At 72.4% G+C, this 23753-nt stretch carries 23 protein-coding genes; 10 read left to right on the top strand and 13 right to left on the bottom strand.

The genetic code is table 11. The features are described from left to right. Positions 1-67: 67 nt before the first annotated feature. Both AMK29_RS13765 and AMK29_RS13760 read left to right on the top strand, forming a co-directional pair. A complete protein-coding gene (locus AMK29_RS13765) occupies positions 68-1279 on the top strand; it encodes a sensor histidine kinase (protein WP_073812387.1) in 1212 nt (403 codons plus the stop codon). Between the two features lie 3 nt (positions 1280-1282). Further along, positions 1283-1909, top strand: a complete 627-nt coding sequence (locus AMK29_RS13760) for a response regulator (RefSeq protein WP_073812385.1) — start codon at positions 1283-1285, stop codon at positions 1907-1909. A gap of 39 nt (positions 1910-1948) precedes the next feature. Here the strand turns inward: AMK29_RS13760 and AMK29_RS13755 are convergent, their stop codons facing one another. Next, positions 1949-2281, bottom strand: a complete 333-nt coding sequence (locus AMK29_RS13755; protein ID WP_073812383.1) for a DUF5955 family protein — start codon at positions 2279-2281, stop codon at positions 1949-1951. A 196-nt stretch (positions 2282-2477) separates the two neighbouring features. On the opposite strand from AMK29_RS13755, the gene AMK29_RS13750 reads away from it, so the two are divergent. The 3 genes from AMK29_RS13750 (at position 2478) to AMK29_RS13740 (ending at position 6331) form a co-directional block, all read left to right on the top strand. Then, entirely contained in the window at positions 2478-3092 is a 615-nt protein-coding gene (locus AMK29_RS13750) for a nucleotidyltransferase family protein (RefSeq protein ID WP_073813758.1), read from the top strand. A gap of 237 nt (positions 3093-3329) precedes the next feature. Beyond that, positions 3330-4952 (top strand): malate synthase A, encoded by a 1623-nt coding sequence (gene aceB / locus AMK29_RS13745; protein ID WP_073812380.1) that lies wholly within the window; start codon positions 3330-3332, stop codon positions 4950-4952. A gap of 233 nt (positions 4953-5185) precedes the next feature. Next, positions 5186-6331, top strand: coding sequence for a GDSL-type esterase/lipase family protein (locus tag AMK29_RS13740; protein WP_073812378.1), 1146 nt, complete (start codon positions 5186-5188; stop codon positions 6329-6331). Positions 6332-6340: 9 nt separating this feature from the next. Here the strand turns inward: AMK29_RS13740 and AMK29_RS13735 are convergent, their stop codons facing one another. Next, positions 6341-8128, bottom strand: a complete 1788-nt coding sequence (locus tag AMK29_RS13735; RefSeq protein ID WP_073812375.1) for a hypothetical protein — start codon at positions 8126-8128, stop codon at positions 6341-6343. Between the two features lie 104 nt (positions 8129-8232). Beyond that, positions 8233-9201, bottom strand: coding sequence for a fibronectin type III domain-containing protein (locus AMK29_RS13730; protein WP_073812373.1), 969 nt, complete (start codon positions 9199-9201; stop codon positions 8233-8235). A gap of 143 nt (positions 9202-9344) precedes the next feature. Between AMK29_RS13730 and AMK29_RS13725 the strand changes: the two genes are divergently transcribed. Then, complete coding sequence (locus AMK29_RS13725; protein WP_073812371.1) at positions 9345-9944, top strand: hypothetical protein; 600 nt, start codon at positions 9345-9347, stop codon at positions 9942-9944. Positions 9945-10083: 139 nt separating this feature from the next. On the opposite strand, the gene AMK29_RS13720 is transcribed toward AMK29_RS13725, so the two are convergent. The 9 genes from AMK29_RS13720 to AMK29_RS13680 form a co-directional block, all read right to left on the bottom strand. Continuing rightward, on the bottom strand, positions 10084-10731 hold the full coding sequence (locus tag AMK29_RS13720) for an aspartate/glutamate racemase family protein (RefSeq protein WP_079196877.1): 648 nt from the start codon (positions 10729-10731) through the stop codon (positions 10084-10086). Between the two features lie 59 nt (positions 10732-10790). Then, positions 10791-12239, bottom strand: a complete 1449-nt coding sequence (locus AMK29_RS13715; RefSeq protein ID WP_073812369.1) for a nucleobase:cation symporter-2 family protein — start codon at positions 12237-12239, stop codon at positions 10791-10793. Between the two features lie 295 nt (positions 12240-12534). After that, a complete protein-coding gene (locus AMK29_RS13710) occupies positions 12535-13923 on the bottom strand; it encodes an 8-oxoguanine deaminase (protein ID WP_073812368.1) in 1389 nt (462 codons plus the stop codon). Positions 13924-13971: 48 nt separating this feature from the next. Next, positions 13972-15390, bottom strand: coding sequence for a nucleobase:cation symporter-2 family protein (locus AMK29_RS13705; protein ID WP_073812366.1), 1419 nt, complete (start codon positions 15388-15390; stop codon positions 13972-13974). 73 nt (positions 15391-15463) lie between these two features. Next, complete coding sequence (gene pucL, locus AMK29_RS13700) at positions 15464-16387, bottom strand: factor-independent urate hydroxylase (protein WP_073812364.1); 924 nt, start codon at positions 16385-16387, stop codon at positions 15464-15466. A 5-nt stretch (positions 16388-16392) separates the two neighbouring features. Continuing rightward, positions 16393-16785, bottom strand: a complete 393-nt coding sequence (gene uraH / locus AMK29_RS13695; protein ID WP_073812363.1) for a hydroxyisourate hydrolase — start codon at positions 16783-16785, stop codon at positions 16393-16395. Beyond that, complete coding sequence (gene uraD / locus AMK29_RS13690) at positions 16782-17306, bottom strand: 2-oxo-4-hydroxy-4-carboxy-5-ureidoimidazoline decarboxylase (protein WP_073812361.1); 525 nt, start codon at positions 17304-17306, stop codon at positions 16782-16784. Before uraD ends, uraH begins: the two co-directional genes overlap by 4 nt. Positions 17307-17461: 155 nt before the next feature. After that, positions 17462-17800, bottom strand: a complete 339-nt coding sequence (locus AMK29_RS13685) for a helix-turn-helix domain-containing protein (RefSeq protein ID WP_073813752.1) — start codon at positions 17798-17800, stop codon at positions 17462-17464. A gap of 44 nt (positions 17801-17844) precedes the next feature. Continuing rightward, on the bottom strand, positions 17845-18096 hold the full coding sequence (locus AMK29_RS13680) for a hypothetical protein (RefSeq protein ID WP_073813754.1): 252 nt from the start codon (positions 18094-18096) through the stop codon (positions 17845-17847). A gap of 140 nt (positions 18097-18236) precedes the next feature. Here AMK29_RS13680 and AMK29_RS13675 point away from each other — a divergent pair, with 140 nt between their 5' ends. The 4 genes from AMK29_RS13675 to AMK29_RS13660 all read left to right on the top strand — a co-directional run bounded on the left by AMK29_RS13675 (position 18237) and on the right by AMK29_RS13660 (position 22849). Next, positions 18237-19088: a TIM barrel protein gene (locus tag AMK29_RS13675; protein WP_073812359.1), complete on the top strand. Its 852-nt coding sequence runs from the start codon at positions 18237-18239 to the stop codon at positions 19086-19088. A gap of 50 nt (positions 19089-19138) precedes the next feature. Next, the gene (locus AMK29_RS13670) at positions 19139-20029 is read left to right on the top strand and encodes a 2-hydroxy-3-oxopropionate reductase (RefSeq protein WP_073812358.1); all 891 of its coding nucleotides are present in this window, start codon (positions 19139-19141) and stop codon (positions 20027-20029) included. 187 nt (positions 20030-20216) lie between these two features. Continuing rightward, complete coding sequence (locus AMK29_RS13665; RefSeq protein ID WP_073812356.1) at positions 20217-21674, top strand: catalase; 1458 nt, start codon at positions 20217-20219, stop codon at positions 21672-21674. Between the two features lie 509 nt (positions 21675-22183). Continuing rightward, positions 22184-22849 carry an HNH endonuclease gene (locus AMK29_RS13660; RefSeq protein ID WP_073812355.1) on the top strand — a complete coding sequence of 222 codons (666 nt, stop codon included), beginning with the start codon at positions 22184-22186 and terminating at the stop codon, positions 22847-22849. Here the strand turns inward: AMK29_RS13660 and AMK29_RS13655 are convergent. Beyond that, positions 22785-23753 (bottom strand): hypothetical protein (locus AMK29_RS13655; protein ID WP_073813750.1); only part of this gene is annotated, 969 nt, incomplete at its 5' end. The genes AMK29_RS13660 and AMK29_RS13655 overlap by 65 nt on opposite strands.

The following is a 23753-nucleotide window of genomic DNA, read 5'->3' as shown; positions in this document are numbered from 1 at the left end:
CGGATGGCCCCGCAATCAAACTTTCGGTTGAGTCCGGATTGTCGCCCCGTGTCTAGGCTGGGGGGACATGGATCCGCAACCCTCCCCCCACCCCTCCCGGCGCCCCCCGACGCCCGTCCTGCGCGCGCTGCGCCTCTGTCTGCATCTGCTGATGGCGGGCCTGCTCGTCCTGGCGGCGGCAGGGGCGGACTCGGCCGCCGGATCGGCGCTCGCGGTGGTGACGGGCGCGGTGTACGCGGCCGGTTCGTACCTGCCGTCCGTACGGAGTTCGCAGCGGGCCGCCGCGGTGTGGCTGGCGGTCCTGGGCGCGTCCTGGCTGGCGCTGCTCTGGCTGACCCCGGAGGCGCTGTGGGTGGCGTTCCCCCTCTACTTCCTCCAGCTGCATCTGCTGCCGGTGCGCTGGTCGCTGCCGGTGGTCGCGCTGACGGCGGGCGCGGCGATCCTCTCGTTCGTGGGGCACGGCGCCGCGCTCAACCCCGGGGTCTTCATCGGGCCGCTGCTCGGCGGGGCGGTCGCGGTGGCGACGGTCCTGGGCTACCAGGCCCTGTACCGGGAGAGCGAGCGGCGGCGCCGGCTGATCGAGGAGCTGATCGCGACCCGGGCGGAGCTGGCGGCGGCCGAGCGGCACGCGGGGACGCTCGCCGAGCGGGAGCGGCTCGCGCGGGAGATCCACGACACGCTCGCGCAGGGCCTGTCGTCGATCCAGCTGCTGCTGCGGGCCGCCGAGCGGGCGCTGCCGCCGGGCTCCCCGGCCGCCGGCCACATCGACCGGGCGCGGCAGGCGGCGCAGGACAACCTGGCGGAGGCGAGGCGCTTCGTCCGGGCCCTGTCCCCACCGGACCTGGAGCACGGCTCCCTGGCGGCGGCCCTGGAACGGCTGTGCGAGCCGGGGGCGGCACCCGAGTCGGGGGTCTACGAACGGTCGGGCGGGCCGCGGGTGCGTTTCTCCGTGAGCGGTACGCCGGTCGAGCTGCCGACCCCCTACGAGGTGGCTCTGCTGCGCATCGCGCAGTCGGCGCTCGCGAACACCGTGCGGCACGCGGGCGCCTCGCGGGCGGAGATCACCCTGTCGTTCATGGACGCCTCGGTCACCCTGGACGTGGTCGACGACGGCGAGGGGTTCGAGCCCGCGTCCGTGCGCCCGTCGTCCGACGGCGGTTTCGGGCTTCCGGCGATGCGCTCGCGGGCGGAGTCGCTGGGCGGCATGTTCACGGTGGAGTCCGCGCCCGGCCAGGGCACGGCCGTCGCCGTCTCCCTCCCTCTCCCGGCTGGAGCCTGAGCCATGACCATCCGCCTTCTTCTCGCCGACGACCACCCGGTGGTACGGGCGGGCCTGCGCGCGGTCCTCGACACGGAGCCGGACTTCGCCGTCGTCGCGGAGGCCGCCACCGCCGGGCGCGCGGTGGAACTGGCCACCGCCGGAGGGGTGGACGTCGTCCTGATGGACCTGCAGTTCGGGTCCGGGATGCACGGCTCGGAGGCGACGGCGGCGATCACGGCGGCGCCCGGCGGGCCGAAGGTACTGGTCCTGACGACGTACGACACGGACGCGGACATCCTGGCGGCGGTGGAGGCGGGCGCCTCCGGCTACCTCCTGAAGGACGCGCCGCCGGAGGAGCTGGCGGCGGCGGTGCGGACGGCCGCGGCCGGGCAGTCGGCGCTCGCGCCGGCGGTGGCGCACCGGCTCATGGACCGGATGCGGACCCCGGCGCAGGCGCTGACCCGACGGGAACTGGAAGTGCTCCAGCTGGTCGGCGAGGGTCTGTCGAACCAGCAGATCAGCAAGGCGCTCTTCCTGAGCCAGGCGACGGTGAAGTCGCATCTGGTGCATGTCTTCGCGAAGCTCGGCGTGGACTCGCGCACGGCGGCCGTGGCGGCGGCGACGGCACGCCGGCTGATCAGGCGGTAGGCCCGGCGTCCTGGGCGGGCGGTTGGCCCGGCGTCCTGCTCAGGCGGTAGGCCCGGCGTCCTGGGCGGGCGGCGGTCCGAAGAGTTCGACGGCGCGGCGGACCCCGGCGAGGCCTTCCGCGAGGGCGCTGACGGAGCCGACGGAGCCGGCGACGAGCAGCAGGGAGCGGCGCAGCCGCCGTACCTCCGGGGCGCCGCTGAGTGCCATCGCGTCCAGGGCGGCGAGCTCGTCCTCGGCGATGCCCCGGTCGGCGAACTCGACCCGGTGGGCGGCGAGTTCACGCCTGAGCCGGGACACGGCGGACCGCAGTTCGGCCACCCTGGGGTCCACGCCCTCGCCGGTCACTCGCCTCTGCCCCACGCTTCGCAACATGGTTCTCCCCCTCGCACGACACTGTGCGCAGAACGCCTTGCCCCCGACTCACCGCACACCTCGGGCGGGCCTGCCGGACGGTGCCCGGCGCTGTGAGTCGCGGGCCAGTTAACTCCTTCGCCACCCCGGCGCGCCACCCTTGGAGGGCGGAATTCAGGCGACCGTGTCATTCCGCCTGATGCGGTATGCACTCCCCATGACTTCTGTGAATGATCGAAGGCCCGTCGTCGCCGGTCTGCTGCTCGCCGCAGGGGGCGGGCGGCGGCTCGGCGGGCGCCCCAAGGCGCTCCTGTCGCACCGGGGCCGGCCGCTGGTCGAGCACGCGGCGGGGGTGCTGCGCGCGGCCGGCTGCGAGGTGGTGCACGTGGTCCTGGGGGCGTCGGCCGAGGTCGTACGCGAGCGGGCCGAGCTGCCGGGGTGCGTCCTGGTGGACAACCCCGCGTGGGCGGAGGGGATGGGTTCCTCGCTGCGGGCGGGACTCGCGTCCCTGGCCGCCGATCCGCGCGGGGTGGACGCGGCGCTGGTCCTCCTGGTCGACCAGCCGGGGATCGGAGCGGAGGCGGTGTCCCGGGTCCTGGGGGCGTACGGCTCACGGGACACGCTGGCGGCCGCCTCGTACGACGGGGAGCGCGGCCATCCGGTGCTGTTCGGCGCCGGGCACTGGGCGGGGATCGTCGCGTCGGCGGTGGGCGACCGGGGCGCGCGGGACTATCTGGGGGCGCACCGGGATGCGATCACGCCGGTGGACTGTTCGGATGTGGCCGAGCCGTATGACATCGACACGGAGGCGGATCTGGACCACCTGGAGTGAGCGGGGCGTGCACGGCCTGGCACCGAGCGCCATGGTCTGTCGATCCGGAGAATCTCGACATCAACAAACCATTGAACTTCCACCATGAGGAAACTAGTATCCACTGTTCAGAAGCGTCTGCTCGTTGAGAAGGCGCTTGCGGCCGTATCTCGGCGCCTGCGGCACTCCGTGCCGTCCCGCGACGCCCGGCGGCCGCCTGGCACCGCCCGTGAAGTCCGCTGAAGGAAGTGACAGTTCATGTCCGCACCAGCGCCGTCCCCCCTGGCCGTCGTCGATGCCGAGCCCCTGCCGCGTCAGGAAGAGGTGCTCACCGAGGCCGCCCTGGCCTTCGTCGCCGAACTGCACCGGCGGTTCACCCCGCGCCGGGACGAGCTCCTCGCCCGCCGGGCGGAGCGCCGCGCCGAGATCGCCCGCACGTCCACCCTGGACTTCCTGCCGGAGACGGCGGCGATCCGCGCCGACGACTCCTGGAGGGTCGCGCCGGCCCCGGCGGCGCTGAACGACCGCCGTGTCGAGATCACCGGCCCGACCGACCGCAAGATGACGATCAACGCCCTGAACTCCGGCGCGAAGGTCTGGCTCGCCGACTTCGAGGACGCCTCGGCGCCGACCTGGGAGAACGTCGTCCTGGGCCAGCTCAACCTGATCGACGCGTACGGCCGGAACATCGACTTCACCGACCCGCGCTCGGGCAAGTCGTACGCCCTCAAGCCCGCCGACCAGCTCGCCACGGTCGTCATGCGGCCGCGCGGCTGGCACCTGGAGGAGCGTCACCTCACCTTCGACGGACGCCCGGTGCCGGGCGCGCTGGTCGACTTCGGCCTGTACTTCTTCCACAACGCCCAGCGGCTCATCGACCTCGGCAAGGGCCCGTACTTCTACCTGCCGAAGACGGAGTCGCACCTGGAGGCCCGCCTCTGGAACGAGATCTTCGTCTTCGCCCAGGACTACGTCGGCATCCCGCAGGGCACCGTCCGCGCCACGGTCCTCATCGAGACCATCACGGCCGCGTACGAGATGGAGGAGATCCTCTACGAACTCCGCGACCACGCCGCCGGGTTGAACGCCGGGCGCTGGGACTACCTCTTCTCCATCGTCAAGAACTTCCGTGACGGCGGATCCAAGTTCGTCCTGCCGGACCGCAACGCGGTCACGATGACGGCCCCGTTCATGCGCGCGTACACCGAACTCCTCGTGCGCACCTGCCACAAGCGCGGCGCGCACGCGATCGGCGGCATGGCGGCGTTCATCCCGTCCCGCAAGGACGCCGAGGTGAACAAGGTCGCCTTCGAGAAGGTCAAGGCCGACAAGGACCGGGAGGCCGGCGACGGCTTCGACGGCTCCTGGGTCGCCCACCCCGACCTGGTGCCGATCGCGATGGCCTCCTTCGACGCCGTCCTCGGCGAGAAGCCGAACCAGAAGGACCGCCTCCGCGAGGACGTCTCCGTCGCACCCGGCGACCTGATCGCCATCGACTCGCTGGACGCCAGGCCGACCTACGCCGGTCTGGTGAGCGCCGTACAGGTCGGCATCCGCTACATCGAGGCGTGGCTGCGGGGCCTGGGCGCCGTCGCCATCTTCAACCTGATGGAGGACGCGGCCACCGCCGAGATCTCGCGCTCGCAGATCTGGCAGTGGATCAACGCCGGCGTCGTCTTCGAGAACGGCGAGACGGCCACCCCCGAGCTGGCCCGCACGGTGGCCGCCGAGGAGCTGGCCGCGATCCGCGCCGAGATCGGCGAGGAGGCCTTCGCGGCCGGCAAGTGGCAGCAGGCGCACGACCTGCTGCTGCACGTCTCCCTCGACGCGGACTACGCGGACTTCCTGACGCTGCCCGCGTACGAACAGCTGGTCGGCTGACCGCACAGCGGCCGGACAGCTCACAGGACGGGGCTCTGCCCCCGGTGCCCGCACAGGCACCGGGGGCAGAGCCCTGTTCCGTGCCGCGTCGCCCGCCCTGGTGTGCCACAGGTGCCGTGACGCAACCGAGACGTGCAGCTACCTAGCGGTAACAAGTCGGCGCGTGCGAGATTCCGCCATGCCACCGGCCGGCGGCTGTCCCCCACGTCACTGCGTACCGCAGGAGCACAGCCATGCCTTCGACCCCCCACCGTGCGCTGCGCGCACTCCTGGCACTGTGTACCGCCGCCGGGCTCGCCTCCGTCGCCGCCCCCTCCGCCCAGGCGTCCAACGGCAGCGGGCCCACCGCCGTCGTCGCCATGGGCGACAGCTACATCTCCGGCGAGGCCGGCCGCTGGCTCGGCAACAGCCTCACCAACTCCGGCAGCCGCAACGGCACCGACCGCGCCTGGACGGGCAGCGGATACGCCCCCTCCCGGGTCTACGGGAGCACCGCCGGCGGCTGCCACCGCTCGGACACCTCCGAGGTGCTCAGCGCCGGACCGATCGCGAGCTCCCTGATCAACCTGGCCTGCTCGGGCGCGACCACCGACAACGTCATCCGCGCCTCCCAGGGCGGCCAGGCCTACAAGGGCGAGGCCCCGCAGGCCGACCGCCTCGCCGCCGTCGCCGCCTCGCACGACGTGGAGCTGATCGCGCTCTCCGTCGGCGGCAACGACCTCGGCTTCGCCGACATCATCACCAGCTGCGCCACCGACTACATCGTCTGGTACTCGTACTGCCACGACGACCAGCAGGCCGAGGTCGACGCGAAGATCGACGGCGTCATGGCGGACGTCTCCCGTTCCGTCGACGAGATCAGGGCCGTCATGACGGCCGCCGGTTACGGCTCGTCCGACTACCGGATCGTCCTCCAGTCGTACCCCTCCCCCATCCCGCGCGCCGCCGACAACCGGTACGCCGAGAGCGGCTGGGCCCGGACGAACACCGGCGGCTGCCCCTTCTGGAACGCCGACTCCGACTGGGCCCGCGACTCCCTCGTCCCGCAGCTCGCCAACCGTCTGAAGGGCGTCGCCGCCGCCAAGGGCGTGCAGTTCATGGACCTGCGGGACGCGCTCCAGGGCCGTGAGGTCTGCGCGAAGGCGAGCCGTCAGGTGACCGCGACCGCGCCCGCGTCGGGCACGACGAGCGAATGGGCGCGGTGGATCGACAGCCAGAGCACCCAGGGCCTCGTCCAGGAGTCCATGCACCCGAACGCCTACGGCCAGCAGGCCCTCGGCCGCTGCCTGGCCCTCATCCACGCCCGCCCCACCGGCAACCACAGCTGCCGCAACACGGCGGGGTCGGGTCCCGCCGGGATGTACCTCACGGCGGGCTGAGCCAGGGCCTCACGAGGGGACGAGACCGAGCGGGCCGAGGACCCGCTCCGTCTCGTGGTGGTCCGCCTCGGTCATCGCCCGCACCAGGGCGGCGGATCCGCCCGGCCAGGCGGCGGCCGCGGTGTCGAAGGCGGTGCGCCGGGCTTCGAGGGGGCCCTTCTTGGCGGGCAGCGCGTCGAGGACGTAGAGCGCCCGCGCCGAGGTGCCCACCTGGACCAGGTCGGACGGTTCGCCCCGCAGGCGCAGGGCCTGGTGGGCGTACGCGCCGATCACCGGGTCCCGGAGGGCGCCGCGCAGGGCCTCGGGCGGGGCGGTGGTGGTGTCGAGGGCCGCGAAGAGCCCACGGACGGCGGCCGCGTCGGAGCCGCCGGCGTGGACCGTGCCGAGGGCGGCCAGCAGCTGCGACCAGGCGTCGGGGGTCCCCCCGCGCGCGTGGAGCCAGTCGGCGAGCACGCGCGCGGCGACCGGCCGGGGCCAGCCGGCGGCGGCCGCGACCAGCTCGGGCGCCGCCCATCCCCGGGCGTCGGCGGCGCGGGGAGCGGCGATCCCGCGCACCCCGAGCAGGTACCGCACGACGCCCGCGCCGCGCGGGGTGAGCCCGAAGGCGTCGCCGGCGCGGAAGACCAGGCCGGTGGCGGCGAGCCGGTCGATGACGCCGGCCAGCTCGCGGGCGGGTTCCTCCAGACCGGCCCGGTCGGCCTCGGTCGCCCCCGCCGTGCCGAGGAGCCGCACGAGTTCGGGCAGGGGCGGCAGCGCGTACTCCTCGGGCGCCTCGGCCGGTACGGGTACGGCCACGTCCTCCAGGTCCGGGTCGACGGACCAGTCCTCGTACTCGGCGGCCTTGCGGGCGACGGACTCCGGCGCGCAGCCGCGCCGGTAGACCACGTACAGGAGGTGGGGCGCCTCCCCGCCGTACGGCTCGAACTCCTCCTCCGCCAGCTCCTCGACGGCGGCGATGAGGGTGTCGGCGTCCTCCTCGACGGGCCCGGCCTCGATGGCGGGCGGCGGAGGCGCGGGGACGCCGATGTCGCCGTAGTGGTCCAGGTGCTCGTCGAGAAGGGCGTCGGCCAGCACCAGATGGGGGAACGCGTCGGGTCCCGGGGCGAACTGCGCGTACGGCCCGGCGAGCTGTTCGGTGAGACCGGCGGCGGTCCACCGGTCCTGGAGGGCGGCGGCGACCCGCCCGATGCCCGTGGCGACGTCGTGGTCGGTCAGCAGCGGCCCGGCGGCGGGCGGTTTCTCGGCGTCCCGGACGTACGCGCGCGTGAGGGCCTCGGCGAGGAGCACGTCCGCGAGGGCCGTGCGCCCCATGAGATCGGCCCGGTGCACCCCGTCGGGGAGCGGCGCCCCGTCGAGGGCGGTGAGCCGGCGCCGTACGTCCTCGGGGTCGCCGAGGTCGGCGCCGCAGGCCCGCAGCAGGGAGGCGTACCAGCGCTGCCAGGTGAGGTTGCCGGGGTCGGTCATGGCCCGCTCGAAGTCGGGCCCGGCCTCGCTGACCACGGCGGCGACCCGCTCGGGCAGCTCCCCGTCGAACCGTCCGGCGAGTTCGCGGAGGACGGCCGGGTAGACGTCGAGCTCCCCGGGCGCCGCGTACACGAAGGTGGGCAGGTCCTCGACGAGCAGCTGCCGGACGAGCGCGGGAGTCGGCTCGGGCACTCCGCTCCCCCGGTCGGCGCCCCGGAGGGCGAGCAGTCCGAGGACCGCCTCGGCGGCACGGACGAAGACAGGATCGCGGCGCTCGGGCGCTCCGTCGAGGAAGCTGTCGAGCCCGGTGTTGGTCAGAACGGTCTCGGCCACGCTCCCAGAGTAGTTCCGAGGGGACGAATCGGGCGTACGACGCAGGCGGGACGGGTGCGCGACATGGCGGGTCACGGCGGTCACGGCCAGGGCGGACGGCGGCGTCAGCGCACGACCACCGTGCGCGGTGCCGAGAAGTCGCCCCAGGTGCCGTCGGGGAGCCGGGCGCGGAGGGTGACGGTGTAGCGGGTGCCCGGGGGGTCCTGGACCGGGAAGGTGTAGGTGGCGCGGCCGGGGGGTGGGGCGGTGCCCCAGATGATGGTGGTGGTGAAGCGGCCGTCGAGGTGGAGTTCGTGGTGGGTCACCGGGGCGCCGGTGTCGGGTGGGGTCCAGGTGACGGTGACCTCGCTCCGGGCCGAGGTCACGGCGAGGCGGGTGGGGGCGGTGTTCGGGGGCGCGCCGGGGGACGCGGCGGTGGTGAGGTCGGCGGGGGCGCTGTCCGGGGAGGAGTTCTCGGCGGCGTCGCGGGCGCGGACGGTGAACGCGTAGGCGGTGCCGGGGCGCAGGCCGTCGACGCGGGCGCTGGTGGTCGTGCCGGGCACGGTGTGGATGCGGGTGTCGGCCTGGTAGACGTCGTACGCGGTGACCCGGGTGTCGTCCCTGGCCGGGGACCAGCGGAGGGTGACGGCGCGACCGCCGTCGGGCGTGGCGCGGAGGGCGGTCGGGGTGGTCGGGGGCGTGCGGTCCTCGGCGGCGGCGCGGAGGGTGGTGGCGGTGACGGTGGCGCTGGGCGGCGAGGCGTTGCCGGCGGCGTCGCGGGCCCGGACGGTGAAGCGGTGGGGGGTGGCGGGGGCGAGTCCGACGATGTCGGTCATCAGGGTGGTGGCGGGGAGGTCCTTGACCCTGCGGCCCTCGCTGAAGACCGTGTAGCCGGTGACGGCCCGGTCGTCGGTGGCCGCGCTCCACATGACGTGGACGGTGCTCGCGCTGCCGGCGGTCGCGGTGACCCCGGCGGGGGCGGTGGGGGCGCGGGTGTCCTTCACCACGGGGGCGGCGCCGGAGCACCCCGCGAGGGCGAGCGTGCCGACGAGTGCGAGGGGCGCCAACAGGCTGCGGGCGAGCGGACGTTGCACGGGGGCGGCCTCCGTCCGGAGCGGTCCGTCGAAAAGGTCCAGACCTATATCGCACAGCCGGGCCGATCACGGCAAGAGGGGCGTTGTCAGTGGCGTGCGCTTCACTGAGAACATCACTCTCCGTAGTCGATTCTGGGGGAATCATGACGGACCGTACGACCTATGTGAGCTTCGCCGGGGTACGCCGCCGGGGGTGGACCGACTCGATGGTGCGGGACCTGCTCGGCACGCCCGACGTGCAGGGGCGCGATCCGCGCCGCTGGTCCCTCGCGCCGCTGCGGCTCTACCTCCTCGCCCGGGTCGAGACCGTGGAGCGGACACCGGAGTTCGCCGAGACCTCGGCGCTCGCCCCCGCCCGTTCCTCGGCCGCCGCGGCCTACGCCGAGCGGCGACGGGGCGCCGTGCTCGCCGCGATCCGCGCGGAACCGATCGAGGTGCCCCGGCTCCCCGGACCCGAACTGGAGCGCCGGGCCGTCCGCCACCGGCAACTGCTCGGGGCACGGAGGCCGGGCGCCCCCGGGGACGGGCCCTGCGGCGCACCCGCGGGGGCCCTCGTGCGGTGGCAGGTGACCTATCTGCGGCACGTCCTGTCGCGGTACGAGGTGCTGCTCGACGGTCTGTACGGGGAGACCGGGCGGGGCGAGGCCGAACGGCTGCTACGGAGGCGTCTGTACGAGGCGATCGCAGCCGCGTACCCGGCGCTGACCGACGAATGCCGCCGCCGGATCGCGGTGGAACGGTGAACGGCGCCGGGGGGCGGCTCCGGGGCGGTCTCGCGGCGTGGTTCCGGGGGCGGCGCGCGGCTCGGGACCGCGTGGCTCGTTTCCGTGGCCGTCGCGCGGCGTGGCTGAGTGACCGTCACCTCGCCCGGGCCCGGGGCCGTCAGAGGCGCAGCAGCCGGGTGAGCGCTCGACAGGCGGCCGGGATCGGGGCCACGATCCTGACCGGGCAGCGGGACCGGAGTTCCTCCGCCGCCTCGCCCAGCGGGCCGCCGCCGATCACCACCGCCTCCGCGCCGTCCCGTTCCGCGCAGGCCAGGACCGCCAGCTCCAGCCGGTCGAGGAGCAGGGCCGGATCGGCGGAGAGGCGCGCGGCGTCCCCCACGGTGAGGCGGAGGCCGGTGAACCGGTCGGCGAGGCCGAGGGCCGACACCTGGTCGCTGACCGCGGCGGCCAGGAGCGGCGTGGTGGTGGCGACCCCGAAGGGCGTCCCGTCGGCGGCGGCCTCCCTGAGGGCCGCCTCGCCGATGCCCACGACGGGGACGTCCACCGCCGCGCGCAGCGCCGCCACACCCGGGTCGCCGAAGGCACCGACCAGGAGCCCCGCGCAACCGCCGCCGGCCGTGGCGCGGAGGCCCGCGGCCAGGACCTCGGGGGCCGCGGCGCGCAGGGCGGCCGGCTCGGTGAGCATGCGCGGTCCCCGGGCCACGGTGACGCCGCGGACCGGGAGGGCGGGGCCCAGGGCGCGGCGGGCGAGGACGGTCATCATCGCGGTGGTGGCGGCGGAGGTGTTGGGGTTGACGAGCACCACGGCCCCGGGCCCCGCGGCGTGCGCGGGGACCGGGGCGGGCGGTGGGGCGACGGGCGGGTTCAGTGGACGTGCGCCGCCTTCGCCGTGTGGCTGCCGGAGATGTCCTCGCCCGGTTCCATCGGCGCGGTCACCTCGTCGTCGTCCCGGCCCCTGCCCAGGTGGTTGAAGACCACGTTGAGCACGACCGCCGCGACACAGCCGGTCGAGATGCCGGAGTCCAGGATGATCTTCGCGGTCTCCGGGAAGGCGTGGTAGAACTCCGGCGCCGTGATCGGGATGATGCCGACGGCCAGGGAGACGGCCACGATCAGGACGTTGTTGTCCTTCTCCAGGCCTGCCTTGACCAGGGTCTGGATGCCGCTCGCGGCGACCGAGCCGAAGAGGACGACGCCCGCGCCGCCGAGGACCGGCCGGGGGACGACCGAGATGAGCGAGGCGGCGACCGGCGAGAGGCCCATCAGGACCAGGAACCCGCCGCCGCAGGCGACGACGAAGCGGCTGCGGATCCGGGTCATGGCGACCAGGCCGATGTTCTGCGCGAAGGCGCTGCACATGAAGCCGTTGAAGAGCGGGCTGATCGCGGAGCCGAGGGTGTCGGCGCGCAGCCCGGCCGCGATGGTCTTCTCGTCGGCGGGCCGCTCGACGATCTCGCCGAGCGCCAGCATGTCGGCGGTCGACTCGGTCATGGAGACCAGCATGACCACGCACATGGAGATGATCGCGGCGAGGGCGAACTGGGGGCCGCCGAAGTGGAAGGGGGTCGGGAAGCCGACGATGTCCGCCTCGGTCACCGGCGAGAAGTCGGTGACGCCGAACGGGATGGCGATGAGGGTGCCGATGACGAGGCCGACGAGGACGGCGATCTGCTTGAGGAAGCCGCGGGTGAAGCGGCGGAGCAGCAGGACGACGACGAGCGTGATCGCGGCCAGGGAGAGGAAGGTGGTCGAACCGTAGTCCTCGGCCTGGGGGTTGGGCCCCTGGGCCCAGCCGAAGGCGACCGGGAGGAGGGAGACGCCTATGAGGGTGATCACGGTGCCGGTGACGACGGGCGGGAAGAACCGCACGAGCCGGGAGAACCAGGGGGCGGCGAGGAAGCCGAGGAGTCCGGCCACGATGATCGCGCCGAAGATCACGGGGAGGGCGTCGGCCTTGTCGTCGGTGGTGTCGACGATGGCGAGCATCGGGGCGACGCCGGCGAAGGTGACGCCGTTGACGAACGGCAGCCGGGCACCGATCTTCCAGACGCCGAGCGTCTGGAGGAAGGTGGCGAGACCGGCGGTGAAGAGGCTGGCGCCGGTCAGGAAGGTGAGTTCGGTGCCGGAGAGGCCGACGGCCGCTCCCACGATCAGGGGCGGGGCGACGACCCCCGCGTACATGGCGGCCACGTGCTGGAGGCCGCTGGTGAGCATCTTCACTGGGGGCAGCGTCTCGTCGACCGGATGCGTCTCTCGGTCGTCGGGAGCGGAGCCTGCGTCTTGTGCATTGCGAACCTGGGGCTTGGCGGCCACGGCGGTTCCTCCGGTCGGTTACACGTCGGCGGCGACGCGGGGTTCAGGGAGGTGGTGCGATGCGGTGCGAGGTGCAGGAGGTGCGGCTCGTTGCGGGGGTGGTGCGGTGCGCGCGGGGGGAGGCTCGGCGCGGGGGACGGGGTGCCCGGTGGGGGTGCGGGCGGATGTCACCGTCCCGGGAGGCGCCGTACGTCTTCTGCGTACGGCACCTCCCGGTCGGGCTGCCGCGGGCCCCGCTCGGGTCCGCGGCGACCGACCGAGGGCCGTCCCCCTCGGTCGGACTCCATGGGGAGGGTCAGCCCTGGGCCGCGATGCGGGCCAGGCGCTGCGCCTCCTCGCGCGCCTCGCGCGCGATGGTGTCCTCGTCGACGGTGAGCAGGCGGTCGTTCTCGACGATCTGCCGGCCGTTGACGAAGGAGGCCGTGACCGGGGCCGCCGCGCCGAAGACGATGGCGGTGACCGGGTCGGCGATGGTGGAGTGGCCGAGGCCGTCGATCTTCCAGAGGACGAAGTCGGCGAGCTTGCCGGCTTCGAGGGAGCCGATGCTGTCGGCGCGGCCGAGGACCTGGGCGCCGCCGTAGGTGCCGAGGCGCAGGGCCTGGCGGGCGTTGAGCGCGGCCTCGCGGTGGGCGCCGAGGCGGTTGATCAGGAGGGCGTTGCGCAGCTCGGTGTGGAGCTCGCCCGACTCGTTGGAGGCGGTGCCGTCGACGCCGAGGCCGACGGGTACACCGGCCTTGAGCATGTCGGGGACGCGGGCGATGCCGGCGGCGAGGCGGGCGTTGGAGGAGGGGCAGTGCGCCACACCGGTCTTGGTGCGGGCGAAGGCGGCGATGTCGGAGTCGTTCATGTGGACGCAGTGCGCCATCCACACGTCCTCGCCGAGGAAGCCGGTGGACTCGAAGTAGTCCGTCGGGCCCATCCCGAAGAGCTCGTGGCAGAACTTCTCCTCCTCCACGGTCTCCGAGCCGTGGGTGTGCATGCGCACCCCAAGGCGGCGGCCCAGCGCCGCGCCCTCCCGGAGGAGTTCGGTGGAGATGGAGAAGGGGGAGCAGGGGGCGACGGCGACCTGGGTCATCGCGTCGAAGGAGGCGTCGTGGTACTTCTTCACCGTCTCCTCGGTCGCGGCGAGCGCGCCCTCGGTGGTCTCCACGGCGAAGTCCGGCGGCAGGCCGCCGTCCTTCTCGCTGCGGTCCATGGAGCCGCGGGCGAGGGTGAAGCGCACCCCCATGTCGGAGGCGGCACCGATGATGGCCCCGGACAGGTCACCGGAGTTCACCGGGTACACGTAGTGGTGGTCCATGGCGGTGGTGACACCACCGCGGGCCATCATCGCCAGCGAGCCCCGGGCGGCGGCGCGCACCATCTGCTCGTCGATCCGGGCCCAGGTCGGGTAGAGCGCGACGAGCCAGTCGAAGAGGTTGTGGTCGGTCGCGAGGCCCCGGGTGATCCACTGGTAGAAGTGGTGGTGGGTGTTGACGAGACCGGGCGTGATCAGGTGCCCGGAGGCGTCGATCCTCCGGACGACGTTCTCCAGGCCCTCGGGAGCCTGGCCGGCACCGATGGACTCGATCCTGTTGCCGGCGACGACGAGATGGCCGGAGGCGTACTCGGTGTCGTGCGCGTCGACCGTCGCGATCGCCGCGTTCTCGATGACGATGCGCTGGGCTGCCGAAGGTGCTGCCATGGCGGTGGTTCCTTCATTCCTCTGGGGTGGAGTGGGCACGGCAGGACCCTAGGAGGATTTGAGTGCCGGAGCCGTCTGACGGCTCCGGGTGCCGAGGTGGTGGAAGAACAGGTTGAGCAGGACGGCGACGAGCGCGCCCGCGCTGATGCCCGAGCCGAGCACCGTCTGCGCCCAGGCCGGGAAGTCCGTGTAGAAGGTGGGCGCGGCGAGCGGGATGATGCCCGCTCCGAGGGCGACGGCCACCAGGATGATGTTGGAGCTGTCGTCGAGTCCGGCTTCCGACAGGGTCCGGATGCCGCTGACCGCGATCGAGCCGAAGAGGACGATGCCGGCGCCGCCGAGGACGGGCATCGGGACCATGGAGACGACCGCGCCGAGGACGGGGAAGGCGCCGAGGACGAGCAGGGCGCCGCCGGCGACCGCGACCACGTACCGGGAGCGCACCCGGGTCAGCGAGACGACGCCGACGTTCTGGGCGAAGGCCGAGGTCGGGAAGCCGCCGAAGACGGGTCCGAGCAGGGTGGCGATGCCGTCGGTGCGCAGGCCGCGGGTGATGGTCCGGCCGTCGCTGCGGCGCTCGCAGATCTCGCCGAGCGCGAGCATGCCGGCGCTGGACTCGGTCATCAGGACCAGCATCACGATGCACAGGGAGAGGATCGCGGCGGGCTGGAACTCGGGGGTGCCGAAGGCGAAGGGGGCGGGCAGGGCCGCGACGGGCGCCTCGCGCAGGGCGGAGAAGTCGGCCATCCCGAAGGGGATCGCGGCGAGGGTGCCGACGAAGAGGCCGAGCAGCAGGGCGATCTGCTTGACGAAGCCCTTGCCGAAGCGCTGGAAGAGCAGGATGACGACGAGGGTGAAGCCGGCGAGCGCCAGGTACCTCATGGCGCCGAAGTCGGCGGCGGTCCTGTCGCCGCCCTGCGCCCAGCCGACGGGCACGGGCATCAGGGTGACCCCGATGAGGGTGATCACGACGCCGGTGACGAGCGGCGGGAAGAAGCGCAGGAGCCTGCCGAAGAAGGGGCCGACGGCGAGGCAGAAGACTCCGGCGACCATCACCGCGCCGTAGATGGCGGGGAGTTGGTGCCCGGGGGCGCTGGTCTCGGCGATGGCGAGCATCGGGGCGATGCCGGCGGAGGAGGCGGCGTTGACGAACGGGAGGCGGTTGCCCGCGAAGCGTCCGGCGCCGAGGGTCTGCAGGATCGTCGCGCAGCCGGCGATGAGCAGGCTCGCGGCGATGAGCCGGGTCATCCCGGCGGCGTCCAGGCCGACGGCCTGGCCGATGATGAGCGGAGGGGTGACGACGCCGGCGTACATGGCGGCGATGTGCTGGAGAGCCGCGGGGACGAGCCGCGAGGCGGGGAGCTTCTCGTCCACCGGGTGGCACTCGGTCGGGGCAGGGCCGGGGGTGGACGGCGGGGTGGGACACGGGCCTTCGGCGGTCGCCGGTCCCTTTGCGGGCAGTGCCATGGGAGTTCCCTCCGGTCTGGTGGACCGGCCCCGCCCGACTGCGGGCGGGCGGGGCCGGTCACTCAGATGCCGCTTAGAGGTTGGTCATGTCGACCGGGATCTGCGCCGTGGCTCCGTCGCGGAGGACGGTGGCCTCGATGAGGCCGTACATGCGGTCGGCGGCGTAGTAGACCTCGTTGTCGTTCTTCAGGCCGAAGGGCTCGAGGTCGACCAGGAAGTGGTGCTTGTTCGGGAGCGAGAAGCGGACCTCGTCGATCTCCGAGCGGTGGTTGATGATCCGCGAGGCCATCTGGTACAGCGTCTGCTGGAGGGAGAGCGAGTAGGTCTCGGCGAAGGCCTGGAGCATGTGCTTCCGGGTCTCGGCGTAGGACCGCTCCCAGTTGGGCATGCGCTGCTCGTCGTCGGTCCAGTTGAACCGCCAGCGGCCGGAGACCTGCGTCGCCAGGATGCGGTCGTACGCCTCCTGGAGCGTCGTGTACTTGTCCTTGATGTAGCCCCAGAACTCCGAGTTGGTGGAGTTCATGACGACGAGGTCCTTGAGGCCCGAGATGACCTCCCAGTTCGTGCCGTCGTAGGTGATCTGGGTGACGCGGGTCTCCTGGCCCTGGCGGACGAAGGAGTGGTTCACCTCGTCGGAGCCGATGAACTTGGAGTTGGCCTCGGAGGTGGCGATCCGGTCCCAGGCGTACTCCTCGATCCGGATGCGGGCCCGGTGGATCGGCTCCTGGCTCGACACGAAGTGGCGGGCGAGGTGGATGCCGAACTGCTCGGCGGACTCGATGCCGTACTCCTTGGCGAACGCGAAGACGGTGTTCTTCGTCGTGTCGGTGGGGAGGCAGTGGGCGTTGGAGCCGGAGAGGTGGACGTCGTCGAGGTCGCCGGAGAGGGCGACGGAGACGTTCAGGTCCTTGATGTGGTGGGTGTCGCCGTCCCGCGTGATCTTGACGACGCGGTTCTCTGCTTTGCCGTACTGGTTCTGGCCGAGAATCGTGGGCATGTCTGCTAGCTCCCTCGGTATACGGAGTAGCCGAACGGGTTGAGCAGCAGCGGTACGTGATAGTGCTCGCCCGGCGTGACGGCGAACGTGATCGCCACCTCCGGGAAGAACGCACCGCTGTCCCTTACGCGGGGGGCGTCCTGCTGCGCCTCGGCTTGCTTCTTGCTGGCGAAGTACGTCTCGACCTCGAAGTCGAGCCGTACGTGGGTGGTGCCCTCCGGCAGCGCCGGCAGGTCCTTGCACCGTCCGTCCGCGTCGGTGGCCGAACCTCCGAGCGCGACCCACTCCGCGTCGGAGCCGCTGCGGGCCGCGAGCGTGATGGCGACGCCCTCGGCGGGGCGGCCGATGCTGGTGTCCAGGATGTGGGTGGACACCGAGGCGGTGGTGTCGGTGCTCATGCGGAGCTCTCTTCCTCGGTGGTCTCTACGAGTCGGGTCAGCCGGATGCGGTTGATCTTGCCCAGTTCGGAGCGGACGATCTCCCGCTCCTCCTCGGGCGCGTTGCCGATCCGCTGCCGGAGCGCGTCGCGCATCTGCTCGCCGGTCAGGCCGGTGGCGCAGATGAGGAAGACGTGTCCGAACGTGTCCTGGTAGGCCAGGTTGAGTTCGAGCATCTCGGCCTTGAGCTCCGCGGAGGCGCCGGCCATCCCGCTCTGTTCGCGGGAGGAGGTCGGGTCCCCTGCCTTCGGACGACCGATCGGCGGGTGCCCCGCCATCGCCTCGGCCAGGTCCTCGGCGGTCAGCTCGGCCATGGCGGCGTCACTGGCGAGGAAGAGAGCTTCGGCGGTGGAGTACGGGCGCTGGGCGAGGATCTTGCTCCCCCACGCCGAACTGGAACACACCTCGTGGAGCGCGGCGACGGCCTCGCTGTCCGCCGAGGTGTTGAACCGGGTGAGGCCCGGTGTCGTACCTGAAGTCACGGGAAGCCTCCGTGGCTGTTTTTCGCTGTGCGTCGGACGGGCTGCGGATAGCTAACGCCCTCCGCAACACAACGTCAACACTTTGTTGAAAACTCGGCCACACAAAAGCCGTCGTCCCGACATCCGGACGACGGCTTGTGGTCACACATGATCAACTAGTCGCCCTTGGGAGCCTTTTCCCTGTTCAGGGCGGTCTCCCTGTTGAGGTAGTTGTACACGGTGAAGCGGCTGACACCCAGTGCACCCGCCACCGTCTCCACCCCGTGGCGCACCGAGAAGGCGCCGCGCGCCTCGAGCAGCCGGACGACCTCCTGCTTGGATTTCCGGTCGAGCTCGGCCAGCGGCATCCCGTGCCGCCGCTCCATCGCCGCCAGGATGTGATCGAGGGAGTCGGACAGCTGGGGCAGCCGTACGGCGATCACGTCCTCGCCCTCCCAGGACAGGACGACGTCGTCGGCCTCCGCCTGCGCGGGGACCAGCACCTCCGCCCCCATGGCGTCGACCAGGGGCTTCACCGCAGCGACCAAGGGGTGCTCGCTCACTTCTCGTCCTCCCCGATGACGTTGACCTGGAGCGAGACACGGGTGGCGCCGGCCTCCAGCGACGAGCGCAGCAGCGCGTCGACGGCGGTGAGCACGGCGTCGGCGCCGCCTTCCGCCGTGTTGCCGAAGGGACCGACGTCGACCGCGTCCAGCTCGGCCGACTGGATGACCTCACGGGCCACGACCGCGTGTGCCGGTGCCTCGTCGAGGTCGAACGGCTCGGTCGTGAACTCCACTCTCAAACGCACCATGGCCCCACGCTACGGCCCCGCTCGGCCGCGCGGGAGCCCCGGACCTGCGGGGACCTCTTGACAAGCGCGCCGCCCGCCTTGCAACATTCCGTCAGACAGAAACTTACTTCCGCTATACGGAAGGAGCGCCGCCCCTCATGGCCCGCTTCTCAGTAGGCGCAGGCACGGACCAGCGCTTCGATGTGAACCTGTCGATCCTCTTCACGGAACTCCCGCTCCTGGAGCGCCCCGCGGCCGCCGCCGCGGCGGGCTTCACCGCGGTCGAGCTGTGGTGGCCCTGGATCGACACCGCCACCCCCGAGCAGAGCGAGCTCGACGCCCTCAAGAAGGCCCTTGAGGACGCCGGCACCCAGCTGGTGGGCCTGAACTTCTACGCCGGGCAGCTGCCCGGCCCGGACCGCGGAGCCCTCTCCGTGCCCGGTGACGAGTCGGACCGCTTCCGCGCCAACATCGAGGTCGCGGCCGACTTCGCCGCCTCGGTCGGCTGCAAGGCGCTCAACGCGCTCTACGGGAACCGCGTCGACGGCGTCGACCCGCAGATCCAGGACGCCCTCGCCCTGGAGAACCTGGTCCTGGCCGCCCGCGCGGCGGACCGGATCGGCGCGATCCTGCTGATCGAGACCCTCAACAAGCCGGAGTCGCCGCTCTACCCCCTGGTGAGCGCCCCCTCCGCGATCGAGGTCGTCGACAAGGTCAACGCGGCCACCGGGCTCGGCAACGCCAAGTTCCTCCTCGACATCTACCACCTGTCGATGAACGGCGAGGACGTCAGCCAGGTCATCGCGGAGTACGCCGCCAAGACCGGCCACGTCCAGATCGCGGACAACCCGGGCCGTGGCGCCCCGGGCACCGGATCCCTCCCGCTGGAGCAGCTGCTCGACGAGCTGAAGAAGGCCGGCTACGACGGCTGGATCGGCCTGGAGTACAAGGCGGCCGACGCCGCCGCGTCCTTCGAGTGGCTCCCCGCCGAGGCCCGCGCGGCCCGCTGACCGGCCGACCCCCTCCCCGTACCACCAGTTTTCCGAGAGGCACCCTCACCATGAGCAATCTTCCCAAGGTCGCGTGGATCGGCCTCGGCATCATGGGCTCGCCCATGTCCGAGAACCTGCTGAAGGCCGGTTACCAGGTCACCGGCTTCACGCTGGAGCAGGACAAGCTGGACCGGCTCGCGAAGGCCGGCGGCACGGCCGCCGCGTCGATCGCCGAGGCCGTGAAGGACGCCGACGTCATCGTCACGATGGTGCCCGCCTCCCCGCAGGTCGAGGCCATCGCCTACGGCCCCGAGGGCATCCTGGAGAACGCCCGGCAGGGCGCGCTGATCGTCGACATGTCGTCGATCACCCCGCAGACCTCGGTCGACCTCGCCAAGAACGCCGCCGAGAAGGGCATCCGCGTCCTGGACGCCCCGGTGTCCGGCGGCGAGGCCGGCGCGATCGAGGCGGTGCTGTCGATCATGGTCGGCGGCGAGCAGGCCGACTTCGACGAGGCCCTGCCGATCCTGGAGGCCCTCGGCAAGACCATCGTCCTGTGCGGGCCGCACGGCTCCGGCCAGACGGTGAAGGCCGCCAACCAGCTGATCGTCGCGGTCAACATCCAGGCGTGCGCCGAGGCCGTGGTCTTCCTGGAGAAGTCCGGCGTGAACCTCCAGGCCGCCCTGGACGTCCTCAACGGCGGTCTGGCCGGCTCCACGGTCCTGACCCGCAAGAAGGACAACTTCCTGAACCGCGACTTCAAGCCCGGTTTCCGGATCGACCTGCACCACAAGGACATGGGCATCGTCACCGACGCCGCCCGCAACGTCGGCGCGGCCCTCCCGGTCGGCGCGGTCGTCGCACAGCTGGTCGCCTCGCTGCGCGCCCAGGGTGACGGCGGCCTGGACCACTCGGCCCTGCTGCGCGCCGTCGAGCGCCTCTCCGGCCAGCAGGTCTGACCCACCGCCCCGTCACGACGGGGCCCAGATCTCCGGTCGGCGGCGGCGCTGACAACTGTCCTGTCGCGCCCAGGCGCCGCCGCCGACCGGGACACCACACTTCCTTTTCAACAAACTGTTGACGTTATGTTCGAGCCGAATTTACGCTCCTCGCACCGTCTGCAGAGCTCCCGTACGGAAGGTCACGATGTCGAAGCGCGTGCTTACGACCGAGTCCGGCGCCCCCGTCGCCGACAACCAGAACTCCGCCACCGCCGGCGTCGGTGGCCCTCTCCTCCTCCAGGACCAGCACCTCCTGGAGAAGCTCGCGCGCTTCAACCGTGAGCGGATCCCGGAGCGCGTGGTCCACGCCCGCGGCTCCGGCGCGTACGGCTACTTCGAGGTGACCGACGACGTCACCGGCTTCACGAAGGCCGCCTTCCTCTCCGAGGTCGGCAAGAAGACCGAGACCTTCATCCGCTTCTCCACCGTGGCCGACTCGCTCGGCGGCGCGGACGCGGTCCGCGACCCGCGCGGTTTCGCCCTGAAGTTCTACACCGAAGAGGGCAACTACGACCTCGTCGGCAACAACACCCCGGTGTTCTTCATCAAGGACCCGATCAAGTTCCCCGACTTCATCCACTCGCAGAAGCGCGACCCCTTCACGGGCAAGCAGGAGCCGGACAACGTCTGGGACTTCTGGGCGCACTCCCCCGAGGCGACCCACCAGATCACCTGGCTCATGGGCGACCGCGGCATCCCCGCCTCGTACCGTCACATGAACGGCTACGGCTCGCACACCTACCAGTGGACCAACGAGGCGGGCGAGGCCTTCTTCGTCAAGTACCACTTCAAGACGAACCAGGGCATCCGCAGCCTCTCCGCCGACCAGGCCGCCGAGCTCGTCGGCAAGGACGCCAACTCGCACCAGACCGACCTGCTCCAGGCGATCGAGCGGGGCGTGAACCCCTCCTGGACCCTGTACGTCCAGGTGATGCCGGCCGCCGAGGCCGTGGACTACCGCTTCAACCCCTTCGACCTCACCAAGGTGTGGCCGCACGCGGACTACCCGCTGCAGCGCGTGGGCCGTCTGGTCCTCGACCGCAACCCGGACAACGTCTTCGCCGAGGTCGAGCAGGCCGCGTTCTCCCCGAACAACTTCGTCCCGGGCATCGGCCCGTCGCCGGACAAGATGCTCCAGGGCCGCCTCTTCGCCTACGCGGACGCCCACCGCTACCGCCTCGGCGTCAACCACACCCAGCTCCCGGTGAACGCCCCCCGGGCCACCGTCGCCGAGAACTACGGCCGGGACGGCCTCATGGCCACCCGCCAGGGCTCGCGCTACGACAAGAACTACGAGCCCAACTCGTACCACGGCCCGGCCCAGACCGACGCGGCGCTCTCCGCCCCGCTCGCGATCCACGGCTGGACCGGCACCCACGAGGCGCCCCAGCACACCAAGGACGACGACTTCTTCCAGGCCGGTGAGCTCTACCGGCTGATGTCCGAGGACGAGAAGGGCCGTCTGATCGCCAACATCGCCGGCGGCCTGTCCCAGGTGTCCCGCGAGGACGTCATCGAGAAGAACCTCGCGCACTTCGCCGCAGCCGACCCGGAGTACGGCAAGCGCGTCGCCGAGGCCGTCCGCGCCCTGCGCGAGGACTGACCGACCAGCACCACCCAGACTGCGTACGGCACCTGACGGGAGGTCAGTGCCGTACGTGGTCCGGATCGCCGACCCGGATGAGGGGTGGCCGGCGATCCGGACAAGCGTGAGGACCGCGGCGGCGCCGAGCCAGTGCGGTGGTAAGGGCGCGGGCCCTCCTTCTTGACCTGAAAGAAGGGGACGGTCGTGACGCCCGTCGGCACCGCCGCGGTCCCAACGCCCCAGTGGGGGCGCCTTCCCGGAAGGAACCCTCCTCCTCCCCCCGAGCCACCGCCCGGCGGCGCGAACGTCCTGTCGCGCCAGCCTCGTGCCGTCGGGCGGTCACAAGACGGAAGAGCGCGGAACCAGGTTTACGGTCCCTGGTTCCGCGCTCTTCTCCGTGTGTACGGAGGTACGCGGCGGCCGGACCCGCAGCGCATCGTTTCTGCGGTGAAGATCCACACCCGGTCGGGCGAGCGCACCGCGATTCGGTTCCCGTGCGCCCCGCGACCGGCGCTATCCACTCGTACATGATCAAGAACCTGATGCGTGGTCTCGCGCCGCTCGCCCTGATCCTGTCCCCGCTCGCCGTCCCCTCCCCCGCCCTCTCCGCCGGCGTCGTCCTCCTTCCCGACGCGCTCGCCGAACTCCCCGAGGCCGCCGAGGAGCCGGCCGGCTACACGAAGTCGGCGTTCCGCCACTGGAACAAGGGTCTCGACCCGGCGGACGGCTGCGACACCCGCGCCGAGGTCCTCGTCGCCGAGGCCGTCGACGCCCCGAAGACCGGCACGGACTGCGTCCTCACCGGCGGCACGTGGACCTCGTACTACGACGGACAGAACGTCACCGACCCGGCCCTCCTCCGCGTCGACCACCTCGTCGCGCTCGAAGAGGCCTGGCGGTCGGGGGCGTCCGGCTGGACGGCCGCCCGGCGCGAGAAGTACGCCAACGACCAGGGCGCGCCCGCGACCCTCGTCGCCGTCACCGCCCGCAGCCAGAAGGACAAGGCCGGACGCGACCCCGCCGAATGGGTGCCCGCGGAGAACGCCCGGTACTGCCGCTACGTCGGCGAGTGGGTGGGCACGAAGCTGCGTTGGGGCCTGTCGGTCGACAAGGACGAGATGGAGGCGCTCAAGCTGTTCGCCGACGGTCCGTGCGAGGACACGGTCGTGCACCGCTCGACGGCGCCCCGCTAGACGGCGCCCCGCCGGCCCCGCGGTCGGCCCGCGCGAGCCGGAGCGTCACGGTGAGCGAGGCGAGGGCGAGGAGCACCATCCCCGTACGCGGTGACGTGTACTGGGCGAGGGTGCCAGCCAGCGCCGCGCTCACCCCCTGCAGGGCGAGCATCCCCGAGGAGTGCAGCCCGAGGGCGTGACCGCTCAGCTCCTCCGGCACCAGGGCCATCAGCCGCTCCTGGTGCAGGAGGCTCGCCCCGTACCCGACCGCCGAGACCGTCACCGCCAGGAGTACGAGCGGCAGCGGCGGGTCCAGGGCGAACACCAGGAACGGGGCCGCGAGCAGCGCCTGGAGCGGGAAGCGGATCCGGCCGCGCAGCCGCGCCGGCACGAAGCGGCCGACGGCCGTGTCCCCGACCAGCATGCCGAGCGCGCCGCACGCGAAGAGGAGCCCGGCGCGCTCGGGGTCGTACGGCACGAAGAGCGACTCGCAGCCCACGATCAGCCCGTTGGGCACCCAGAGGGCGAGGTAGCAGCGGCGGCGGGCGGGTGAGGACCACAGCCGCCGGTTCGTCCGCCACGTCGCGGCGACCGAGGGGCGTCCGGCGGCGCGCGGCGGACGCGCCCCGAGCCCGGTGCGGGCGAGGATCGCGGCGGACAGGTACAGGACAGCGCCGGCGAGGACCGCGCCGCGCGGCGAGAGCAGGGCGATCAGGGCGCCGCCGGCCGCGAAGCCGGCGATCTGGCAGACGCCGACCGCCATGTTCGTCACCGAGCGGCCGAGGAGGAAGCGCTCCCGGTCGAGGATCTCGTGCAGGAGCCCGTACCGCACCCCGCCGCCCAGCGAGGCCACGAGCCCCTCGGCGAGGAGGATCGCGAAGAGCGCCCACGTCGGCAGGCCGGGGAGCGCCAGGACGGCGGTGCC

The sequence above is a fragment of the Streptomyces sp. CB02261 genome (assembly GCF_001905665.1).
Classification (GTDB): domain Bacteria; phylum Actinomycetota; class Actinomycetes; order Streptomycetales; family Streptomycetaceae; genus Streptomyces.
This window is presented reverse-complemented; position numbering and strand designations above follow the sequence as displayed.

What these genes read in the sequence shown, in the direction of transcription:
- AMK29_RS13765 (WP_073812387.1), top strand. Translation starts at nt 68, where the DNA reads ATGGATCCGCAACCCTCCCCCCACCCCTCCCGGCGCCCCCCGACGCCC.
- AMK29_RS13760 (WP_073812385.1), top strand. Translation starts at nt 1,283, where the DNA reads ATGACCATCCGCCTTCTTCTCGCCGACGACCACCCGGTGGTACGGGCG.
- AMK29_RS13755 (WP_073812383.1), bottom strand. Translation starts at nt 2,281, where the DNA reads ATGTTGCGAAGCGTGGGGCAGAGGCGAGTGACCGGCGAGGGCGTGGAC.
- AMK29_RS13750 (WP_073813758.1), top strand. Translation starts at nt 2,478, where the DNA reads ATGACTTCTGTGAATGATCGAAGGCCCGTCGTCGCCGGTCTGCTGCTC.
- aceB (WP_073812380.1), top strand. Translation starts at nt 3,330, where the DNA reads ATGTCCGCACCAGCGCCGTCCCCCCTGGCCGTCGTCGATGCCGAGCCC.
- AMK29_RS13740 (WP_073812378.1), top strand. Translation starts at nt 5,186, where the DNA reads ATGCCTTCGACCCCCCACCGTGCGCTGCGCGCACTCCTGGCACTGTGT.
- AMK29_RS13725 (WP_073812371.1), top strand. Translation starts at nt 9,345, where the DNA reads ATGACGGACCGTACGACCTATGTGAGCTTCGCCGGGGTACGCCGCCGG.
- AMK29_RS13710 (WP_073812368.1), bottom strand. Translation starts at nt 13,923, where the DNA reads ATGGCAGCACCTTCGGCAGCCCAGCGCATCGTCATCGAGAACGCGGCG.
- AMK29_RS13705 (WP_073812366.1), bottom strand. Translation starts at nt 15,390, where the DNA reads ATGGCACTGCCCGCAAAGGGACCGGCGACCGCCGAAGGCCCGTGTCCC.
- pucL (WP_073812364.1), bottom strand. Translation starts at nt 16,387, where the DNA reads ATGCCCACGATTCTCGGCCAGAACCAGTACGGCAAAGCAGAGAACCGC.
- uraH (WP_073812363.1), bottom strand. Translation starts at nt 16,785, where the DNA reads ATGAGCACCGACACCACCGCCTCGGTGTCCACCCACATCCTGGACACC.
- AMK29_RS13685 (WP_073813752.1), bottom strand. Translation starts at nt 17,800, where the DNA reads ATGGGGGCGGAGGTGCTGGTCCCCGCGCAGGCGGAGGCCGACGACGTC.
- AMK29_RS13675 (WP_073812359.1), top strand. Translation starts at nt 18,237, where the DNA reads ATGGCCCGCTTCTCAGTAGGCGCAGGCACGGACCAGCGCTTCGATGTG.
- AMK29_RS13670 (WP_073812358.1), top strand. Translation starts at nt 19,139, where the DNA reads ATGAGCAATCTTCCCAAGGTCGCGTGGATCGGCCTCGGCATCATGGGC.
- AMK29_RS13665 (WP_073812356.1), top strand. Translation starts at nt 20,217, where the DNA reads ATGTCGAAGCGCGTGCTTACGACCGAGTCCGGCGCCCCCGTCGCCGAC.
- AMK29_RS13660 (WP_073812355.1), top strand. Translation starts at nt 22,184, where the DNA reads ATGATCAAGAACCTGATGCGTGGTCTCGCGCCGCTCGCCCTGATCCTG.